The organism is Nonomuraea sp. NPDC049725 (assembly GCF_040674795.1).
Classification (GTDB): Bacteria; Actinomycetota; Actinomycetes; order Streptosporangiales; family Streptosporangiaceae; genus Nonomuraea; species Nonomuraea ceibae.
Map to the genome: position 1 here is coordinate 12,181 of NZ_JBFANJ010000009.1, position 18,070 is coordinate 30,250.

Consider the following 18,070-nt stretch of genomic DNA (forward strand, 5'->3'; position numbering starts at 1 on the left):
CGGCTCTCCGCCGTCAGGCCGGGTCGTCCGGAGCGCCCTCGCGGCTGGAGAGCAGACGGCGCAACGACTCCAGCCGCGCCGGATCGGCGTGCCCCTGCGCCACCCAGGCGTCCAGCGCACAGCCGTCGGCCAGATGCGTGCACCCCTTCGGGCAGTCGACCGTGCCCTCCACCAGGTCGGGGAACGACGCCAGCACCGTCTCCACGGACACGTGCGCCAGCCCGAAACTCCGCACCCCCGGCGTGTCGATGATCCAGCCGCCCTCCGGCAGCTCCAGCGCCACAGCCGACGTGGACGTGTGCCGCCCCCGGCCCGTCACGGCGTTGACATGCGACACCGCGCGGTTCGCGTCCGGGACGAGGCTGTTGACCAGCGTCGACTTGCCCACTCCCGAATGCCCCACCAGCACGCTGATCCGGCCCGTCAGCAGCTCGCGCAACTCGTCCAGTGCCCCGCCCTTGCGCACCACCACATGCGGGACCCCCAGCGGCTCGTACAGCGCCACCAGCTCGTCCGGCGGCGCCAGGTCCGACTTCGTCAGGCACAGCAGCGCGTCGATCTCCGCGTCGAACGCCGCCACCAGCATGCGGTCGATCATGCGCGGCCGGGGCGGCGGATCGGCCAGCGCCGTCACGATCACGAGCTGGTCGGCGTTCGCCACCACCGGCCGCTCGATCCCGTCCGTGTCGTCCGTGTCGTCCGCCGAACGCCGCAGCATCGACGTCCGCGGCTCCACCCGGACCACCCGGGCCAGCGTGTCAGGCTGCCCCGACACGTCGCCCACCAGCGCCACCCGGTCGCCGACCACGATCCCCTTACGGCCCAGCTCCCGCGCCTTCATGGCCACGACCAGCCTGGACGCCTGCTGCCTGCGCTTGGCCGCCGAGCCCTTGGCCCGCTCCGGCTCCACCAGCGTCGTGTAGCGGCCCCGGTCCACGGCGACCACGAACCCCTCAACGGCATCCTCGTGCGCAGGCCGAATCCGGGTCCGCGGCCTCGAACCCTTGCCCGGCCTGACCCGCACGTCGTCCTCGTCGTACTCCCGCTTTCTCAGCGGTCCACTCCCATGTGCTCGCTCGATCCTCGTCCGCCGTCGCCCCTCACGGGCGCCCGGCCCACTGCGGACCTATGCCCGCTTCACACCCGGTATCCCCCGGGAACGGCATCCCCCACCGTAACCACCTCCACCGCGGGGAAGCAGCCCCACACCACGGCGACGAAGCCCCGCCCACCCGGGGCCGGGCGCCCCCACCTGAAGGCCCCAGCCGGCGCAACCGGCCGGCACGGTGACCCGCCCGTCCGGGGCAGTGCGCCGCCCCTGAAGGCCCCAGCGGGCGTGACGCGCCCGCACGGCGCGGACCGTCCGTGCGGGCGGTCCGGCGGGGCGGTCGAGGCAGCCTCGTGTACAGGGGTGTCGCTCGCCGTGGCCATGCGGGGGCGTTCTCGGGCTCCGGTAGGCGGGCATGGTGCTGGGCGTGGGTGGTTGCCCGGTCATCGGGGGGCCAGCATGGTGGTCCACATCTGGGCGAACTCCGGCAGGGTCTTGGCGGTCGTGGCGATGTTCTCGACCTCGATGCCCGGGACCGCGAGGCCGATGACGGCGCCGGCCGTGGCCATGCGGTGGTCGTCGTAGCTGTGGAAGGTGCCGCCGTGCAGGGGCCGGGGCCGGACGACGAGGCCGTCGTCGGTCTCCTCGGCGTCGCCGCCCAGGGCGTTGATCTCGGTGACGAGGGCGGCGAGCCGGTTGGTCTCGTGGCCGCGCAGGTGGGCGATGCCGCGCAGGCGGGTGGGGGAGACGGCCAGGGCGGCCAGGGCGGCGATCGTCGGGGTGAGCTCGCCGACCGCGCGCAGGTCGGCGTCGATGCCGCGGATCTCGCCGGTGCCGGTGACGACCAGGTCGTCGACGCCGCCGGACGGGGCGCCTCCCCAGGCCACCCGGGCGCCCATGTCGGTGAGCAGGGTGCGCAGGGCGTCACCCGGCTGCGTGGTCCTGAGCGGCCAGTGCGGGACGGTGACCGTGCCGCCGGTGACGAGGGCGGCCGACAGGAACGGGGCGGCGTTGGACAGGTCGGGCTCCACCACCCAGTCGCGGGCCGCGATGGGGCCGGGCTCGACGCGCCACACGTCGGGCTCGCTGTCGTCGACGCGGACGCCCGCCTCGCGCAGCATGTGGATCGTCATCTCGATGTGCGGCTGGGACGGGACCGGCGGGCCGACGTGGCGGATCGTGACGCCCTTGCCGAACCGGGCGGCCGTCAGCAGCAGCCCGGAGACGAACTGCGAGGAGGCCGAGGCGTCGAGCGTGACCTCGCCGCCGGTCAGGGGGCCGTGGACGGTGAACGGCAGCGCGTCGTTGTCGACGCGGGCGCCGAGGGCGCGCAGGGCGTCGAGGATGGGGCCCATCGGGCGCTTGCGGGCGTGCGGGTCGCCGTCGAAGGAGACGGGGCCGTCGGCGAGCGCGGCCATCGGGGGGACGAAACGCATGACCGTGCCCGCGAGACCGGCGTCGATGGAGGCGCCCGCGCGGACGGGGCCGGGCGTCACCTGCCAGTCGACGCTGGACGGGGTCTCGGCCGTGGCCGTGAGCGTGGCGCCCAGGGCGCGCAGGGCCGCCGCCATCAGATCGGCGTCACGGCTGCGGAGCGCCTGGCGTACGGAACCGGGGCTGTCGGCGAGCGCGGCGAGCAGGAGGGCGCGGTTGGTCACCGACTTGGACCCGGGCAGCGGGACGGTGGCGACGACGGGTGCGGTGGCGAGCGGGGCGGGCCAGTGCGCGTTGGGCATGGCCAAAGACTACTGGCCCCGCGTGCGGGGGAGCGGTGCCCTGTGGACAAGCAGGGGGCGCCTGTGGACGAGCGGCTCGGAGGGCCTTCGGCACGGGTTCGCACATGCAGGCGAAAGGCGTACGTGGCAGTGTGAGGGCATGTGCGGGAGATACGCGTCGGCGCGGGACAAGCACCAGCTGCTGGAGGAGTTCCAGGTGGAGCTGGACGCCGAGCCGGACAAGGAGCTGGCGCCCGACTACAACGTGGCGCCGACGAAGAACGTCTACGCCGTGCTCAGCCGGGTCCCGAAGGACGCCGAGCGGGCGGTGCGGCAGTTGCGGGTCGTGAAGTGGGGGCTGGTGCCGGCCTGGGCGAAGGATCCGTCCGTCGGGTCACGGATGATCAACGCCAGGATCGAGACTGTGGCGGAGAAGCCGTCCTACCGGCAGGCGTTCGCCAAGCGGCGCTGCCTGCTCCCGGCCGACGGCTACTTCGAGTGGATGCCGGTCGAGGGTGACAAGAAGAAGAAACAGCCGTACTTCATCCATCCGGCCGACGGCGGGGTGCTGGCGATGGCGGGGCTGTACGAGTTCTGGAAGGACCCCTCGCGCGACGACGACGATCCGCTGAAGTGGCTGGTCACGTGCACGGTGATCACCACGGACGCGGAGGACGAGCTGGGGCGCATCCATGACCGGATGCCGATGATGATCGAGCCGGAGCGGTGGGCCGAGTGGCTCGACCCGAAGCTGACCGACACCAAGGCGGCCTCGGGGCTGCTGGTGCCGGCCGATCCCGGGCGGCTGACCGCGCATCCGGTCAGCACCGAGGTCAACAATGTCCGCAACAATGGCCCGGACCTCATCAAGCCCTTGCCCGAAGGGGATTCGTAAAGGTGTAAGGAGCGCGTGTAGTGGGCATCCGGTGAGGAAAGCTTTACATCCGTTCACACGGAATCACCCCTATACAAACAGCGCCGGGCGGGATTACCGGGGATCTTTCCGCCGCGGGTTGCCCTCACTTTCCCGGAGGTGCGGATTCGTGGACGTCACGACCGCTCGTGAGCGGCTGGAAGAGATGCTGGCAGAGCTGGATCGGTCGATCGCGGTGCTCCAGGGCGATCCGGTGGCGATCCGCGAGCGCTCGGCGGCCGACGCGGGCGCGGACCTGACCGACGCCGACCGCGCGCAGGCCATGGTGGCCGTGGCCACCACGCAGCGCCGGGCGGTCGTCGAGGCGCTCAAGCGGCTGGACGAGGGCACCTACGGCAAGTGCGTCGACTGCGCCAGCCCGGTGCCCGAGGGCCGCCTGGAGGCGCGCCCCGAGGCCGCCCGGTGCGTGCAGTGCCAGGGCAAGCGGGAGCGCCGGGGCCGCTAGCCGTCGCCCGCGGGCGCTCCGCTCTTGCGGGCGCTGGCCACCAGGTGGATGCCCACCGTGTCGTCGTCGGCGGGCTTGGCCTCCAGCTCGGTGCGCACGAGATAGGCCAGGGTCCGCGTGTCGCCGCCGAGCACGTGGTCGACCGTCGACGGCGACAGCACCGTGCGCGGGCGCATCCACTCCACCTCCAGCCCGGCGCCGGCCAGCAGCTCGCGCAGCTGGCCGCTGCTGAAGCAGCGGGTGATGCTGCCGTCGGGCCACGGCACGAGCATGACCTCGCCCGTCTGCCGCAGGTGCTGCCACTGGCCCTGCTCGGCCAGGATCGCCATGCCGAGCACGAGCGAGTCGACGCACACCAGCGCCCGCCCGCCGGGGCGCAGCACCCGCGCCACGTCGCTCATCGCCGACTCGGCCATGAGCTCGATCGACATCGCCCGTTCCTCGGCGACGACCGCGTCGACGCTCTCGTCGGGCAGGAAGGACAGGTCGTCGGCGCGTACGTGACGGACGAGGTCGGCGTCGCGCAGCCGGTGGTGCCCCTCGGCGGTGCGGCGGAAGTCGAGCACCTCGATCACCCGGTGGCCGGCCCTGGCCGCGTGCCCGGACCAGCGGCCACGCCCGCCGGACAGGTCGAGGACCACGGAGGGTTCGTCAGGGAGCCATCTGGTGAGCTGTTCGGCGACGACGGCGTGATAGAAGGTCCAGTACGGCCCCAGCGTCCCTGAGCCGTTGAGTTCCTCGGCCGGAATGGGCAGCACACGCGACTCCTGGGTTCCGGAAAATGGCTACCAGCCGGTACGTATGGTTTTCCCCGCACCGGGTTGTTCGTCACCTTCTATCTTGCGGGAACAGACGAAGGCGCGGGTGTGTTGCGACGAGCATGCTCACATTGCTCGACTCCCTCCCCGGTGACCGGCCGGTCGCTGACAAGCGGGTATTCTCCCCTGAGTACGGTGTCCCGCCTCAGCAGGCCACCGGTGATCTTAGGGGGGTGGGCCCGGTGCCCGCGACAGGCGCGGAGACTCTGGAGCAGCGGAGCGAGCGTTTCGAACGCGACGTGATGCCTTATCTCGAGCAGCTCTACTCGGCCGCCCTCCGGATGACCCGAAACCCGGCGGACGCGGAGGACCTGCTGCAGGAGACCTTCGCGAAGGCGTTCGCGTCGTTCCATCAGTTCCAGCAGGGCACCAACCTCAAGGCGTGGCTCTACCGGATCCTGACGAACACGTTCATCAACACCTATCGCAAGAAGCAGCGTGAGCCGAAGCAGTCCGGCACCGAGGAGATCGAGGACTGGCAGCTCGCCCGGGCCGAGTCCCACACTTCGAGCGGCTTGAAGTCCGCCGAGGTGGAGGCGCTGGAGCACCTGCCCGACGGTGACGTCAAGCAAGCACTCGCGGCACTGCCCGAGGAGTTCCGGATCGCGGTCTACCTCGCCGACGTCGAGGGCTTCCCGTACAAGGAGATCGCCGACATCATGGGGACTCCGATCGGCACCGTGATGTCGAGGCTGCACCGTGGGCGCAGGCAGCTCAGAAGCCTCCTTGAGGACTATGCTCGCGAGCGTGGCCTGGTCCCGACGGAGGGATCGAAATGAGCTGTGGCAACCCGCATGACACCGACTGCCGCGAGGTCCTCGACAAGGTCTACGCCTACCTCGACGGCGAGCTGACCGAGCACGACGTGGCGGGCATCCGCGTCCACCTCGACGAGTGCGGTCCCTGCCTCCAGGAGTACGACCTGGACAAGGCGATCAAGCAGATCGTGGCCAAGAAGTGCGGCTGCGATCCGGTCCCGGAAGACCTGCGCGCCAAGGTTCTGGCGCGCATCGCGCAGGTACGGGCGGATCTGGCCGACTAGGATTCCCCCATGCGCGTGCTTGTTACCGGGGGTGCCGGGTTCATCGGGTCCAATCTCGTCGACCGTCTGCTCGCGGGCGGGCACGAGGTGGCCGTGGTCGACGACCTGTCCTCGGGCAGCCGCGACAACCTGGCCTCGGCCGCGCGTAGCGACCGGTTCACGCTGCACGAGCTCGACGTGCGCGACCCCGCGCTGCGGGAGCTGGCCGCCGACCTCCGGCCGGAGGTGATCTGCCATCTGGCCGCGCAGATCAGCGTGCGCAAGAGCGTCGCCGACCCGGTGCACGACGCCAGCCTCAACGTCGAGGGCACCGCGTCGGTGCTGACCGCGGCCCACGAGGGCAGCACCCGCAAGGTGGTGTTCGCCTCGTCCGTCGCGGTCTACGGCCGCCCGGCGACGATCCCGGTGCCGGGTGACGCCCCCACCGACCCGCGCTCCCCGTACGCCGCCTCCAAGCTGAGCGGCGAGACCTACCTGGCGACGTTCCGCGCCCTTTACGGGATCGAGTACACCACGCTGGTGCTGTCCAACGTCTACGGGCCGCGCCAGTCGCCCGAGGGCGAGGCCGGGGTCGTGTCGATCTTCACCGACGGGCTGCTCAACGGCACGCCCACGGTCCTCTACGGCGACGGCACGCAGACCCGCGACTACGTCTACGTCGACGACGTGGTCGACGGCTTCGTCCGGGCGTGCGGCTCCGACGGCAACGGCCGCAGGTTCAACCTCGGCACCGGCATCCAGACCACCGACCGGCGGCTGCACTCGCTGATCGCCGACGCGGCCGGCGCGCCCGACAAGCCCGGGTTCGCGCAGCCGCGCGTGGGTGACCTGCCGGCGATGGCGGTCGACCCGGTGCCCGCGTTCGAGGGGCTCGGCTGGGAACCGCGCACCGATTTGTCCACTGGTGTGAAGCTCACGGTGGAGTGGGCGCGTAGTCGCCTCCGGTAGTGGCTTGGTTACGCTTTGCTTGCGATTCGTGACTCCGCCCGTACGGGCTGTCCTTCTTCTGTAGCGTGAGCCCCAGGAGTCGACGTGGAGGCGAGTGGATGTTGAAGGCAATGGTCGCCAGGCTGTTCACGGCCGCCGTGCTCATCGCCCCCGTGGTCGCGGTGATCGCGGGCGGAGCGCTGCCGCCAGGGGTTTCCTGGACCTGATGCGCGTGGGGGGCCGCAATGCGTGATCTGCCGTGGCCCGCGAGGGTCTACCTGCTGGGCGTCATCGGCGCCGCGGCGGCCCTCATCGGGCGCAGCGTGGTCACCTCCGGCGCGCTGGTGGCGCCGGACAATCTCGACGTGCTGCTCGTGCTCGTGCTGCTGTTCCTGGTGTGCGAGTCGATGCCGACGCTGCTCAACGTGGAGCAGTTCGCGGTGTCGGTCAGCTTCTCGGCCGCGCTGGCCGCGGTGGTGCTGATCGGCCCGGAGGGGGCGGCGCTCGTCGGGCTCACCGCCGTGCTCAGCGTCCGCCCCGGGCTGCCGCTGATCAAACGGGTGTTCAACGGGGCCCAGTTCGCCATCTGCGGCTTCGCGGCCGGCGGCGTGTACGTGTGGCTCGGCGGCGCGGTCGGCGTGCCCGAGGTCGCCGCCTTCGACGACCTGATCGGCCCCTACGCCGCGGCCACCGCCGTGTTCGTGCCGCTCAACATCCTGCTCACGCTCACCATGATCAGGCTGGCCACGCACGTCAGGGCCGAGGAGGTGCCGCTGCGCGGGCTGGCCCAGTTCCTGCTGTCCTACCTGGGCTACGGCACGTTCGGGCTGCTGGTGGCCGGGCTGTGGGCGACCGTGCAGTCGATCTCGGCCGTGCTCGTGCTGGTGCCGCTGTTCGTCGCGCGCTGGGCCTTCGGCCAGTATCACGCGCAGCAGCGCTCCTACGACGCCACGATGGCCGCCCTGTGCCAGGCCGTGGAGACCAAGGACTACTACACCAGAGGCCACTGCACCCGGGTCTCGCTCGCCTCCACCATGATCGCGCAGGAGGTCGGCATGGGCATGGAACGGCTGCGCGCCATCCGCTACGCCGGCATGCTGCACGACGTGGGCAAGCTCGGCGTGCCGACCAAGGTGCTGCAGAAGGACGGGCCGCTGACCGAGGAGGAGTTCGCCGCGATCCAGCTCCATCCGATGCGCGGGCTGGAGATCGTGCAGGGCATCGACTTCCTCGACGAGGCGTTCGCCGGGATCATGCACCACCACGAGCGCCACGACGGCAAGGGCTACCCGATGGGGCTGGCCGCCGACGAGATCCCGGAGTTCGCCCGGATCATCGCCGTGGCCGACGCGTTCGACTCGATGACCTCCGACCGCTCCTACCGGGGCGCCCGGCCGGTCGAGGTGGCGGTGGAGGAGCTGCGCAAGGGCGCCGGCACCCAGTTCGACCCGGTCATGGTGGCCGCGTTCGTCAAGGCGCTGGAGCACGACCCGTGGCAGCCGCCGCGCCGCGTCGACCCGCCGACGCCCGAGGACGCCGAGACGCACATCAAGGACCACGACGACCCGACGATGCCCATCGAAGTGGTGACGGGGCAGTGACCTACCAGCGGCTGGGCACCGGCCGGCTCCTCCTCGTCGGCGCGGCCGGGCTCGTCTCCGTGGCCGGGATCGCGCACACCTCGGCCGTCGGGCTCGACCGGCCGGAGATCGCGGTCGGGTTCGGCGCGCTGATCGCGGTCGGCGAGCTGGCCAGGCTCACCATGCCGGGCAACCGCGAGGTCGCCCCGATCGGCGCCGCCGCCGCGCTCGGCTACACGCTGCTGCTCGACCTCAGCCAGGTCCCGCTGCGCCACTCCGCGCTCCAGGTCGTGGCCGTGATCGCGGTCGGCATGATCGCGGGCGCGCTGCCCCACCTGGCCGTCGGGCGTCCGCCGCGCCTCGACGCCATGGCCCGCCGCCTGCTCACCGCCGCGCTGCTGGCCTTCGCCTTCCGCCCGCTGGCCGACCCCCTCTACCGGCTCACCCAGGGCGAGTCGGGCACGTGGTGGCCGGCTCTCGGCCTGATGGTGGCGCTCACCAGCCTCTCGCTGCTGATCGACGTGGTGGTCGCCGCGATGCTGCGGGCCGAGGAGATGCGCACCGCGTTCCGGGTGGCCGTGCGCGACGAGATCAACGTCGCCTTCCCGCTCGGGGTCGCCGTCGCCTCCTCCGGCGTGCTGCTCGCGCTGGCCACCCACAGCATGGACCTGGTGGCGCTGCTCGTCTTCGCGGCCCCGCTGCTCGTCACCCAGGTGGCCTTCCGCAAGTACGCCGGCATCCGCGCCACCTATCTGCAGACCGTGCGCGCCCTGTCGCGGGTCACCGAGGTCGGCGGCTACGTCGAGCCCGGCCACTCGCGCCGGGTCAGCCGCCTGGCCGTGGCGATCGGCAGAGAGCTGGGCATGGCCGAGCCGGAGCTGCTGGAGCTGGAGTACGCCGCGCTCATGCACGACATCGGCCAGCTCTCGCTGCGCGACCCGATCCCCGGCGGCGCGACCGTCCTGACCGACCCCGAGCAGGCCCGCAGCATCGCCGAGCTGGGCGCCGAGGTGATCAGGCAGACCGGCGTGCTCGACCGGGTGGCCGATCTGGTCAGCCGCCAGTGCGACCCGGTGAGCGAGGACCCGCCGCTGTCGAGCCGCATCATCAAGGTGGCCAACGCCTACGACGACCTGCTCGGCGGCTCGACCGACCGCGACCGCGCGGGCGCCGCCCTGGAGCGGCTCAGGCTCGCCGCCGGCACCGCGTACGATGCGGAGGCGGTCGAGGCGCTGGCCCGCGTCACCGGCCGCACGGCCCTGCGGCGCTGACGGCGGGGTTTCGGTCCTGTAGATTCCCGCACTACGGCCCCTTCGCGCACGTGCCACGGCGCTGTAGGTCCTCGCAGTACGGCGCGCCCGCCCACGGGTTTCGGCACTGCCTCATTTGTAGGAAACCTACAGATCCGATTGTCCGGATCGGTGGTTTCGGGGGAAAGGGCTGGCGGCCCCGGCGGTCGTAGGGTTGGCGACGTGCTTAATGAGACGCTCGGACCCGTCCTGATCGCCAACCGAGGGGAGATCGCGCGCCGGATCATCCGCACGGTCCAGCGGCTGGGCCTGCGCGCCATAGCGGTCCACTCCGAGGCCGACGCCGACCTGCCGTACGTGCGCGAGGCCGACGAGGCCGTGCTGATCGGGCCGGCCAACCCCGCGCAGAGCTACCTCGACCCGGTCAAGGTGCTGGAGGCGGCCCGCGCCACGGGCGCCCGGTCCATCCACCCCGGCTACGGGTTCCTGGCCGAGAACGCGGGCTTCGCCGAGGCCGTCATCGCCGCGGGCATGGTGTGGATCGGCCCCGCCCCCGAGGCCATCGACCGGATGGGCGACAAGATCAACGCCCGTAACCTCATGGAGGACGCCGGCGTCCCGGTGGCCGCCGGCACCCGTGAGCCCGTCACCGACCTGGGCCTGGCCATGACGGCGGCCAAGGAGATCGGCTATCCCGTCATGGTCAAGACCGCCGGAGGCGGCGGCGGGATCGGCATGAGCGTCGCGCATGACGACGACGAGCTGGCCAAGGCGTTCGACCAGGCGTCCCGGGCGGCGCTGCGGTTCGCGGCGGCTGCGGCGGCGGGCGGCGCGGGCGACGTGCTCGCCGGTCCGGCCATCCTGCTGGAGCGCTACATCGAGCGGGCCCGCCACGTCGAGGTGCAGATCCTCGGCCGCCCCGACGGCACCGTCGTGGCGCTGGGCGAGCGCGACTGCTCGGTGCAGCGCCGCCACCAGAAGGTCGTGGAAGAGACGCCGTCGCCCGGCATCACGCCCGAGCTGCGCGAGCGCATGCTGGCCGCGGCCGTGCGCGCCGGCGAGGCCGTCCGCTATCTCGGCGCCGGCACCGTGGAGTGCCTGGTCGACGCCGACGCCCAGGACTTCGTCTTCCTGGAGATGAACACCCGGCTCCAGGTGGAGCACCCGGTCACCGAGCTCGTCACCGGCCTCGACCTGGTCGAGCTGCAGCTGCGGGTCGCCGCCGGGGAGAGCCCCGAGATCACGCCCGAGGTCAGCGGGCACGCCATCGAGTTCCGCGTGTACGCCGAGGACCCCAAGCGGTTCTTCCCCGGACCTGGCAAGATCACCGCATGGACCGAGCCCGCGGGCGACGGCGTGCGCGTCGACTCGGGCTACGAGTCGGGCAACACGGTCACCCCGTTCTACGACCCGCTCATGGCCAAGCTCTGTGTGCACGGCGCCACCCGCGCCGAGGCGCTGGAGCGGGCCCGCGAGGCGGTGGCCGGGTTCACCGTCGAGGGGCCCAAGAACAACCTGCCGTTCTGCGCGGAGCTGCTGGACAACGACGAGTTCGTCACCGGCGACTATGACACGGGCCTGGTAGGGCGGATGCGCGCCAAGCGTGCGTAAGACTGTTGAATCATTGGAAGAGGGGAGTCGCGGTGGCTGAGGTCCGAGCTGAGATGGTGGCGAACGTGTGGAAGGTCGTCGTCCGGGAGGGCGACGAGGTCTCCGACGGTGACACGCTGGTCATCCTGGAGTCGATGAAGATGGAGATCCCGGTGCTCGCCGAGGACGACGGCGTGGTGGCCCAGCTCAAGGTGGCCGAGGGCGACGTGATCCAGGAAGGCGACCTGATCGCCGTCATCGAGTGACGCGCGCCAGGAACCTCTCGCGGTCGACGACGACGCGCTCGATCACGCCTCTGGCGACGAGCGCGTGTTTGTCGCTGGCCTGGAAGCCGAAGACCAGCCGCCTGCCGTCGACCTCGGTCAGCTCCACGCCGATGCTCACGTGGGCGCCGACGGGGCTGGCCGCCAGGTGTTCGAGCTCGACCCGGGTGCCGACCGACGTCTCGCCCGGCTTGAGGTGCGGGGCCGCGGCCTGGAGGGTGGCCTGCTCGGCCAGCGCCAGCAGGCGCGGCGTGGCGAGCACGGGCACGTCGCCGCTGCCGATCTTCTCGGCGGTGTCGCTCCGCTCGACCATGGTGAGCAGCTGGGAGCGGAGACCCGGAGCGAGCGTCATGCCGTCAGCTTAGTGTGGCGCGGTGATCTGTCCGAAAACGGGGACAAGCAGGGTTCGCAGGCCGCAGGATAGGGTGGGACAACTTGTGGCATTTGTGTGGCGTGTGAGGAATGTGAGTCGTACACTCTCCGAGTTCCGTGACCTCCGTGTGACCGCACCGCGACACAAGTTCGCTTTGTTGAGAACCCTGGGGTGGGAGAGGGTCTAGAGGCAGGGGGTAGCGGGGGAGTCATGGTGGCCCAAGGGACGACGCTTGCGGGGCGGTATCGCCTGGATACCCGCATCGGCGCCGGAGGAATGGGCGAGGTTTGGCGCGGCGAAGACACCGTCCTCGCGCGGACCGTCGCCGTCAAGGTGCTGCTCCCGGGCCGTATGCAGGACCCCGGTTTCCTCGCCCGCTTCCAGGGGGAAGCGCGCGCGATGGCGACGATCAACCACCCCGGCGTGGTCGACGTCTACGACTACGGGGTCAGCGGCGACACCGTCTACCTGGTGATGAAGTTCGTCGACGGCGAACCGCTCGACCGCCTGCTGGGCCGGCTCGGCCGGATCTCGCCGCAGCCCGCCATGGAGCTCATCGCCCAGGCCGCCTCGGCGCTCCAGGCCGTGCACGACCAGGGCATCGTGCACCGCGACGTCAAGCCGGGCAACCTGCTGGTGCAGCGCGACGGCACGCTCGTCATCACCGACTTCGGCATCGCCCGTTCCGACCTGGCCAACCGGCTCACCGACGCCGGCATGGTGCTCGGCACCGCCGCCTACTGCGCGCCCGAGCAGGCCGAGGGCGCCCCCGTCACGCCGGCCGTCGACATCTACGCGCTCGGCGTCGTCGCCTACGAGTGCCTGGCCGGTCAGCGGCCGTTCGACGGCGACAGCCCGGTCACGATCGCGCTCAAGCACATCCGCGAGGCGCCGCCGCCGCTGCCGCCCGACATCCCCGGGCCGGTGCGCGCGCTGGTCGAGCGGGCCCTGTCGAAGGACCCGGCGCGGCGCTTCCCCAGCGCCAGGGCGATGAGCGACGCGGCCCGCATGGTCGCCACCGGCGAGATCCCGATGACCCAGGCGGCCCTGCCGACCACCGGCGCCACCATGGCCCCGCCGCCCGAGGCGTATCAGACGGGCGCGGTGCAGGCTCCTCCCGAGGCCACGACCGTGGCGGGCCAGCGCCAGGGCAGCCGCCGCGCGGCCAAGGCCCCGCGCCGGGGCGGCCTGGTGGCCGGGCTCGCCGCCGTGCTGGTGCTCGGCGTGGGCGCGGGCGCGGTCGCGCTCACCAACATGAGCGCCGAGGGCGACCGGATCGCCCAGCCGACCCCGACGCCGACGGTCACCGAGTCCAAGCCGAAGAAGCCGACGGAGAAGCCGACGAGGACCCCCCGGGTGAGGCCGTCGACCAAGCCGCCGAGGGAGCAGTCGATCGGCGACAAGACGACGCCCACCCCCGAGGAGACCGAGCCCACCGAGTCTCCGACCCCGACTCCCACGCCCACCCCGACGAAGACGACCACGAAGTCCCCCTCGCCGACGCCCAAGCCGAAGAAGGAGGTGCCGTACATCGTCAACATGCCTTACCCACAGGCCGTGGCCAAGATCAAGCAGGCCGGTTTCGGGTTCAAGGCCGACGACCAGACCGACGGCACCCTGCCCGACATGTGCAAGATGGTCGGCCAGAGCTTCCCCAACGGCGGCGAGATGCTGGAGGTGGGCAAGACGGTCGAGGCGGTGCTGATCCCCACCCCGACCTGTAACACGCCCACCCCGACCGTGACCGCCACGACCACGGTCAAGCCGTAGTCACACCCCCGTGGTGTTGCGGGGGTAGGCGACCTGCGGGTCGGTCGCGATGTTGACCATGTACGGGATGCCGGAGTCGAAGGCGCGGCGCAGCGCGGGCCCGATCTCCGACGCCTTGGTGACCAGCTCGCCGCCGCCGCCCAGCGCGGTGACGACCTGGTCGTAGCGGCACTGCGGCTGCAGCTCGGCGGCCACGTCGTAGCCGTACAGGAGCTGCATCGGGTGCTTCTCCAGCCCCCAGATGCCGTTGTTGCCGCAGATCATGACGACCGGGAGCCGGTGCCGGACGAGCGTGTCGACGTCCATGAGGGAGAAGCCCGCCGCGCCGTCGCCGAGCAGCAGCACCACCTGGGAGGACGGCCTGGCCAGGCGGGCGGCGATGCTGTAGCCGAGCCCGGTGCCGAGGCAGCCGTACGGGCCGGGGTCGAGCCAGTTGCCGGGCCGGCGGGGCTCGACGTACTTGCCCGCGTAGGACACGAAGTCGCCGCCGTCGCCGATCACCACGGCGTCGTCGGCGAGGACCTTGCCGAGCTCGCCGTAGATGCGCATGGGGTGGATCGGGTCGGAGTCGGAGGCGAGCAGGGCGGCGTCGCCGGCGATGGCGGCCGCGGCGGTGTCGCCGAGCGTGCTGACCCAGCTCTCGTAGCGGCTCGGCTTGACGCCGGCTTCGCCGCAGGCCGTGCCGAGGCTCCACAGGACGACCGACAGGTCGCCGGCGGCGGAGGCGACGGGCTTCATGTGGGTGGTGATGCCGGACGGCGCGTCGGCGATGTGCACCACCTTGGCCAGCGGAGCGCCGTCCTTGCCGCCGAACCAGCCGTAGCCGAGGCGGAAGTCGAGCGGGGTGCCGATGACGACGACCAGGTCGGCCTGGGCGAAGGCGAGGCCGCGGGCGCGGGTGACGAGCAGGTCGTGCCCGGCGGGCAGGATGCCGCGGCCCTGGCCGTTGGGGATGACGGGCAGCCGCCAGGTCTCGGCGAAGTCGCGGGCGGCCTCCTCGGCCCGGTCCATCCACACGTCGGACCCGTACACGAGCACGGGCCGCTCGGCCTCGGCGATCAGGGCGGCGATGGCGCGCAGGTCGTCGGGGTCGGGCTCCAGCGGCGACGGCGACTGGGTGCTGGGCTCCGGCACGGGGGCGGGCGAGAACAGGTGGTCCATGTGGACGTCGAGGAAGACGGGGCCGCGGTGCGGCGCGACGGCGGTGCGGAAGGCGGTCTCGACGTCCTGGCCGACGGAGTCGGCGCCGGAGGCGGTGAACGCCAGCTTGGTGATCGGCGTGAACAGCGGCGGGTGGTCCATCTCCTGGAGGGCGCCGCTGCCCCAGCGCGACTGCGGGGCGCGCCCACCCAGGACGACGACGGGGGAGCCGTTGAAGTGCGCGGTGGCCACGCCGCTGACGCCGTTGGTGATGCCGGGTCCGGCGGTCAGCACCGCCAGGCCGGGGTTGCGGGTCAGCCGGGCGGTGGCCTCCGCGGCGAAGACCGCGCTCTGCTCGTGGCGCACGTCGAGGATGCGCATGCCCTCGTGCTGGGCGCCGTCGTAAAGGGGGAAGACATGCCCGCCCGACAGGGTGAACATGGTCTCGACACCATAGGCCTTGGACACGGCGACAGCGGCGTCACCGGCATGCTTCGCAGACTCCATGCCGGGAACTTACCAACCAGTCACAAAAGTAAACAGAGCTTCAGCAGCATATGGACACCTCGCCGTCGGGCGTCGACACAGTGATCTTCCTGGACGAGCCTGGGTCGCTGACCGGCGTCGTGATCACCTGTGGCGCGCTGGTCGTCAGGTCGTAGGCGCCGGGTGGAAGCTCCATGTCGATGTTGCCGGAGGTCTTGACGATCGCGCGCACCTCGCTGGGCTGCGTCATGAACGACAGGTCGAGGTCGCCCGAGCTCACCTCCACGTCCACCTGCTCGCTGCGCAGGGAGTCGCCCCGGACGCTGCCCGATCCGCTCCTGGCGTGCACCTTGCCGGGCAGGTCGTCCAGGCGGACGGCGCCGGAGACGGTGGCGACGCGGACGTCACCGGCGATGTCGTCGACGGCCAGGAAGCCGGAGGCGGTCCTGGCGTCCACGCTGACGTGCTGCGGCACCAGGATCTGGTAGCCGATCTCGCAGACCGGCGCCGTCAGGTAGCCGGCGCCGGGGCAGGAGGAGTCCAGGCGCAGGGTCCGGCCGTCCCAGTCCTCCGCCACGCTGGGCTTCTCCTGTGACCAGCGCATCGACCGGACGAGGAGGATCTGCCCGGCTTCGCCCCGATGGACCTGCACGCTCACGGCCCCCTCCCCGATCACGCGCAGCGTGGTCAGCGCCTCGACCGCGATGACGCGCTCGGTGGTCTCGGTGGGCTCACGGGCGGTGGCGAACCCGCGCCAGATGATCGCGGTCGACACCGTCACCGCGATCACGGTCAGCACCGAGCCGAGGGTCAGCCAGAGCGCTCTCACGGTATGCTCCTGATCTTGAGGAACTGGAGCACGGCCAGCACCCGACGGTGGTCGCCCTCGGCCGGAGGCAGGTCGAGCTTGGCGAAGATGTTGCCGATGTGCTTGCCCACGGCGCCCTCGCTGAGCACGAGCTGCGCGCCGATGCCCGCGTTGGAGCGGCCCTCGGCCATGAGCTTGAGCACCTCGTGCTCGCGCGGCGTCAGCCGGTCCAGCGGGTCGCTGTGGCCGCGCAGCAGGAGCTGGGAGACCACCTCGGGGTCCAGCGCGGTGCCGCCGCCCGCCACCCGGCGCAGCGCGTCGACGAACTCGGCCACGTCCGCCACCCGGTCCTTCAGCAGGTAGCCGACGCCGCCGGCGGCCGAGGCGAGAAGCTGGGCGGCGTAGCGCTCCTCGACGTACTGGGAGAGCACCAGCACGGCCAGCGACGGCTGCTGGCGGCGCAGCACGAGCGCGGCCCGCAGCCCCTCGTCGGTGTGCGTGGGCGGCATCCGCACGTCGGTGAGCACCAGGTCGGGCCGGTGCTCCTCGGCGGCCCGCAGCAGCCCTTCGGCCTCGGCCACGGCGGCCACGATCTCCAGCCCGGCCGCCTCCAGCAGCCGGACGAGCCCCTCGCGCAGCAGCACGGAGTCCTCGGCGAGCACTACTCGCACGGCAGGTCCACCTCGATCGTCGTCGGGCCGCCGAGCGGGCTGCTCAGCCGCAGCCTGCCGTCCACGGCGTCGATGCGCTGCGCCAGACCGCGCAGCCCGGTGCCGCTGTCGAGGCGGGCCCCGCCGCAGCCGTCGTCATAGACGAGCACGTGCAGCCGGTCACGCTCGCGCCGCACGCTCACCTCGGCCTTGGTGGCCGCGGCGTGCTTGGCGATGTTGGTCAGTGCCTCGGACACGATGAAGAATGCCACCGCCTCGATCGTCGGAGTGGCGCGGCGCTCGATGTCGACGCGCAACCGCACCGGGATGGGGGCCCGCGCGGCCACGCCGGACAGCGCCGCGTCGAGGCCCTGGTCGTTGAGCACGGCCGGATGCAGGCCGCGGACGAAGTCGCGCAGCTCCTTGAGCGCCTGCTTGGCCTCCTCGTGCGCGTGCTCGATGGCCTCGCGGGCCGGTTCCGGCAGGTCGGTGAGCGTGGCGCGGGCCAGGCCCAGGTTCATCGCCAGTGACACCAGCCGCTGCTGGGCGCCGTCGTGCAGGTCACGCTCGATGCGCCGCCGCTCGGCGTCGGCGGCGTCGATCACGCCGGCGCGGCTCTCGGTCAGCGTCTCGATGCGCCGCCCCAGCTCGTCGCGGCTGGGGCCGAGCAGCGCCCGCGCCACCGACAGGTCCAGCATCGCCATCCCGCGCGCCAGCACGGGCGCGATCAGCAGGAGTACGGCCCCCGCCACGATGTAGGTGGTGACCACGTTCGGGTCCCGCAGGTCGAACAGGAAGGTCAGCGGCGGCGGTTGGATCAGCGGCGGCAGGAAGGCCAGCAGCCCCACCAGCGCCGCGCCCCACGTCGCCGCGACCAGGAACACCGCCAGCCCGCTGACCAGCGGCGACAGCAGATGGTAGGCGATCTGCCGCCACAGGCTGGAGGTGCGCCAGCTGCGCGCGGGCGGCACCGGCGGGATGCGCTCGCCCAGAAACGCCTCGAACCGGGAGCGCTGCACCCGCGTGAACCAGGGCACGCCGCGCCGCAGCACGGGCGGGGCCACGGCCGACGCGAGCGTCAGCACGGCGAGCGCGAACGCGACGGGCAGCCCGGTCATCACGTGGGCCGTGTCGAGCCACGCCGTGGCCACCCGGGGTCGTTTCATGCCTCCACGGTATTGACTCCTGGGAGCTGCCGGACATGGGCCTG

The 18,070-nt window shown here is 71.9% G+C and carries 18 protein-coding genes; 10 read left to right on the forward strand and 8 right to left on the reverse strand.

Annotated elements, in window-relative coordinates; translation table 11 throughout:
* Window positions 1-13: 13 nt before the first annotated feature.
* Both rsgA and aroA read right to left on the reverse strand, forming a co-directional pair.
* Window positions 14-1,054: a ribosome small subunit-dependent GTPase A gene (gene rsgA, locus AB0J53_RS23455; protein WP_364176448.1), complete on the reverse strand. Its 1,041-nt coding sequence runs from the start codon at window positions 1,052-1,054 to the stop codon at window positions 14-16.
* Between the two features lie 437 nt (window positions 1,055-1,491).
* Complete coding sequence (aroA, locus tag AB0J53_RS23460) at window positions 1,492-2,784, reverse strand: 3-phosphoshikimate 1-carboxyvinyltransferase (RefSeq protein WP_364175693.1); 1,293 nt, start codon at window positions 2,782-2,784, stop codon at window positions 1,492-1,494.
* Window positions 2,785-2,923: 139 nt separating this feature from the next.
* Here aroA and AB0J53_RS23465 point away from each other — a divergent pair, with 139 nt between their 5' ends.
* Window positions 2,924-3,658, forward strand: a complete 735-nt coding sequence (locus AB0J53_RS23465) for an SOS response-associated peptidase (protein ID WP_219500820.1) — start codon at window positions 2,924-2,926, stop codon at window positions 3,656-3,658.
* Between the two features lie 148 nt (window positions 3,659-3,806).
* A complete protein-coding gene (locus AB0J53_RS23470; RefSeq protein ID WP_219500822.1) occupies window positions 3,807-4,142 on the forward strand; it encodes a TraR/DksA family transcriptional regulator in 336 nt (111 codons plus the stop codon).
* Here AB0J53_RS23470 and AB0J53_RS23475 read toward each other — a convergent pair.
* Window positions 4,139-4,900: a methyltransferase domain-containing protein gene (locus AB0J53_RS23475; protein ID WP_219500824.1), complete on the reverse strand. Its 762-nt coding sequence runs from the start codon at window positions 4,898-4,900 to the stop codon at window positions 4,139-4,141. The two genes, AB0J53_RS23470 and AB0J53_RS23475, sit on opposite strands and share 4 nt — an antisense overlap.
* A gap of 233 nt (window positions 4,901-5,133) precedes the next feature.
* Here AB0J53_RS23475 and AB0J53_RS23480 point away from each other — a divergent pair, with 233 nt between their 5' ends.
* The 7 genes from AB0J53_RS23480 to AB0J53_RS23510 all read left to right on the forward strand — a co-directional run bounded on the left by AB0J53_RS23480 (window position 5,134) and on the right by AB0J53_RS23510 (window position 11,615).
* A complete protein-coding gene (locus tag AB0J53_RS23480; RefSeq protein ID WP_219501184.1) occupies window positions 5,134-5,739 on the forward strand; it encodes a sigma-70 family RNA polymerase sigma factor in 606 nt (201 codons plus the stop codon).
* Complete coding sequence (gene rsrA, locus AB0J53_RS23485) at window positions 5,736-6,002, forward strand: mycothiol system anti-sigma-R factor (protein ID WP_219500826.1); 267 nt, start codon at window positions 5,736-5,738, stop codon at window positions 6,000-6,002. Before AB0J53_RS23480 ends, rsrA begins: the two co-directional genes overlap by 4 nt.
* 9 nt (window positions 6,003-6,011) lie before the next feature.
* On the forward strand, window positions 6,012-6,950 hold the full coding sequence (locus tag AB0J53_RS23490; RefSeq protein ID WP_219500828.1) for an NAD-dependent epimerase/dehydratase family protein: 939 nt from the start codon (window positions 6,012-6,014) through the stop codon (window positions 6,948-6,950).
* Between the two features lie 224 nt (window positions 6,951-7,174).
* A complete protein-coding gene (locus AB0J53_RS23495; protein WP_364175699.1) occupies window positions 7,175-8,530 on the forward strand; it encodes an HD-GYP domain-containing protein in 1,356 nt (451 codons plus the stop codon).
* Entirely contained in the window at window positions 8,527-9,780 is a 1,254-nt protein-coding gene (locus AB0J53_RS23500; protein ID WP_219500832.1) for an HD domain-containing phosphohydrolase, read from the forward strand. The genes AB0J53_RS23495 and AB0J53_RS23500 overlap by 4 nt, the downstream gene beginning before the upstream one ends.
* Before the next feature lie 201 nt (window positions 9,781-9,981).
* Window positions 9,982-11,370, forward strand: a complete 1,389-nt coding sequence (locus AB0J53_RS23505) for a biotin carboxylase N-terminal domain-containing protein (protein ID WP_364175702.1) — start codon at window positions 9,982-9,984, stop codon at window positions 11,368-11,370.
* A 32-nt stretch (window positions 11,371-11,402) separates the two neighbouring features.
* Complete coding sequence (locus tag AB0J53_RS23510) at window positions 11,403-11,615, forward strand: biotin/lipoyl-binding carrier protein (RefSeq protein ID WP_156325834.1); 213 nt, start codon at window positions 11,403-11,405, stop codon at window positions 11,613-11,615.
* On the opposite strand, the gene AB0J53_RS23515 is transcribed toward AB0J53_RS23510, so the two are convergent.
* Window positions 11,605-11,985 (reverse strand): thioesterase family protein, encoded by a 381-nt coding sequence (locus AB0J53_RS23515; RefSeq protein ID WP_246644102.1) that lies wholly within the window; start codon window positions 11,983-11,985, stop codon window positions 11,605-11,607. The genes AB0J53_RS23510 and AB0J53_RS23515 overlap by 11 nt on opposite strands.
* 231 nt (window positions 11,986-12,216) lie before the next feature.
* Here AB0J53_RS23515 and AB0J53_RS23520 point away from each other — a divergent pair, with 231 nt between their 5' ends.
* On the forward strand, window positions 12,217-13,776 hold the full coding sequence (locus AB0J53_RS23520; protein ID WP_364175707.1) for a serine/threonine-protein kinase: 1,560 nt from the start codon (window positions 12,217-12,219) through the stop codon (window positions 13,774-13,776).
* Here the strand turns inward: AB0J53_RS23520 and AB0J53_RS23525 are convergent, their stop codons facing one another.
* Genes AB0J53_RS23525 through AB0J53_RS23540 form a run of 4 tightly spaced genes read right to left on the reverse strand, consistent with a single transcriptional unit; the run spans window position 13,777 to window position 18,026 of the window.
* Window positions 13,777-15,423: an acetolactate synthase gene (locus tag AB0J53_RS23525; protein ID WP_364175710.1), complete on the reverse strand. Its 1,647-nt coding sequence runs from the start codon at window positions 15,421-15,423 to the stop codon at window positions 13,777-13,779.
* 40 nt (window positions 15,424-15,463) lie between these two features.
* Window positions 15,464-16,231, reverse strand: coding sequence for a DUF4097 family beta strand repeat-containing protein (locus AB0J53_RS23530; RefSeq protein ID WP_364175713.1), 768 nt, complete (start codon window positions 16,229-16,231; stop codon window positions 15,464-15,466).
* Window positions 16,228-16,881 (reverse strand): response regulator transcription factor, encoded by a 654-nt coding sequence (locus AB0J53_RS23535; RefSeq protein WP_364175716.1) that lies wholly within the window; start codon window positions 16,879-16,881, stop codon window positions 16,228-16,230. Before AB0J53_RS23535 ends, AB0J53_RS23530 begins: the two co-directional genes overlap by 4 nt.
* Window positions 16,872-18,026: a sensor histidine kinase gene (locus AB0J53_RS23540; protein WP_219500844.1), complete on the reverse strand. Its 1,155-nt coding sequence runs from the start codon at window positions 18,024-18,026 to the stop codon at window positions 16,872-16,874. The genes AB0J53_RS23535 and AB0J53_RS23540 overlap by 10 nt, the downstream gene beginning before the upstream one ends.
* Window positions 18,027-18,070 lie beyond the last annotated feature (44 nt).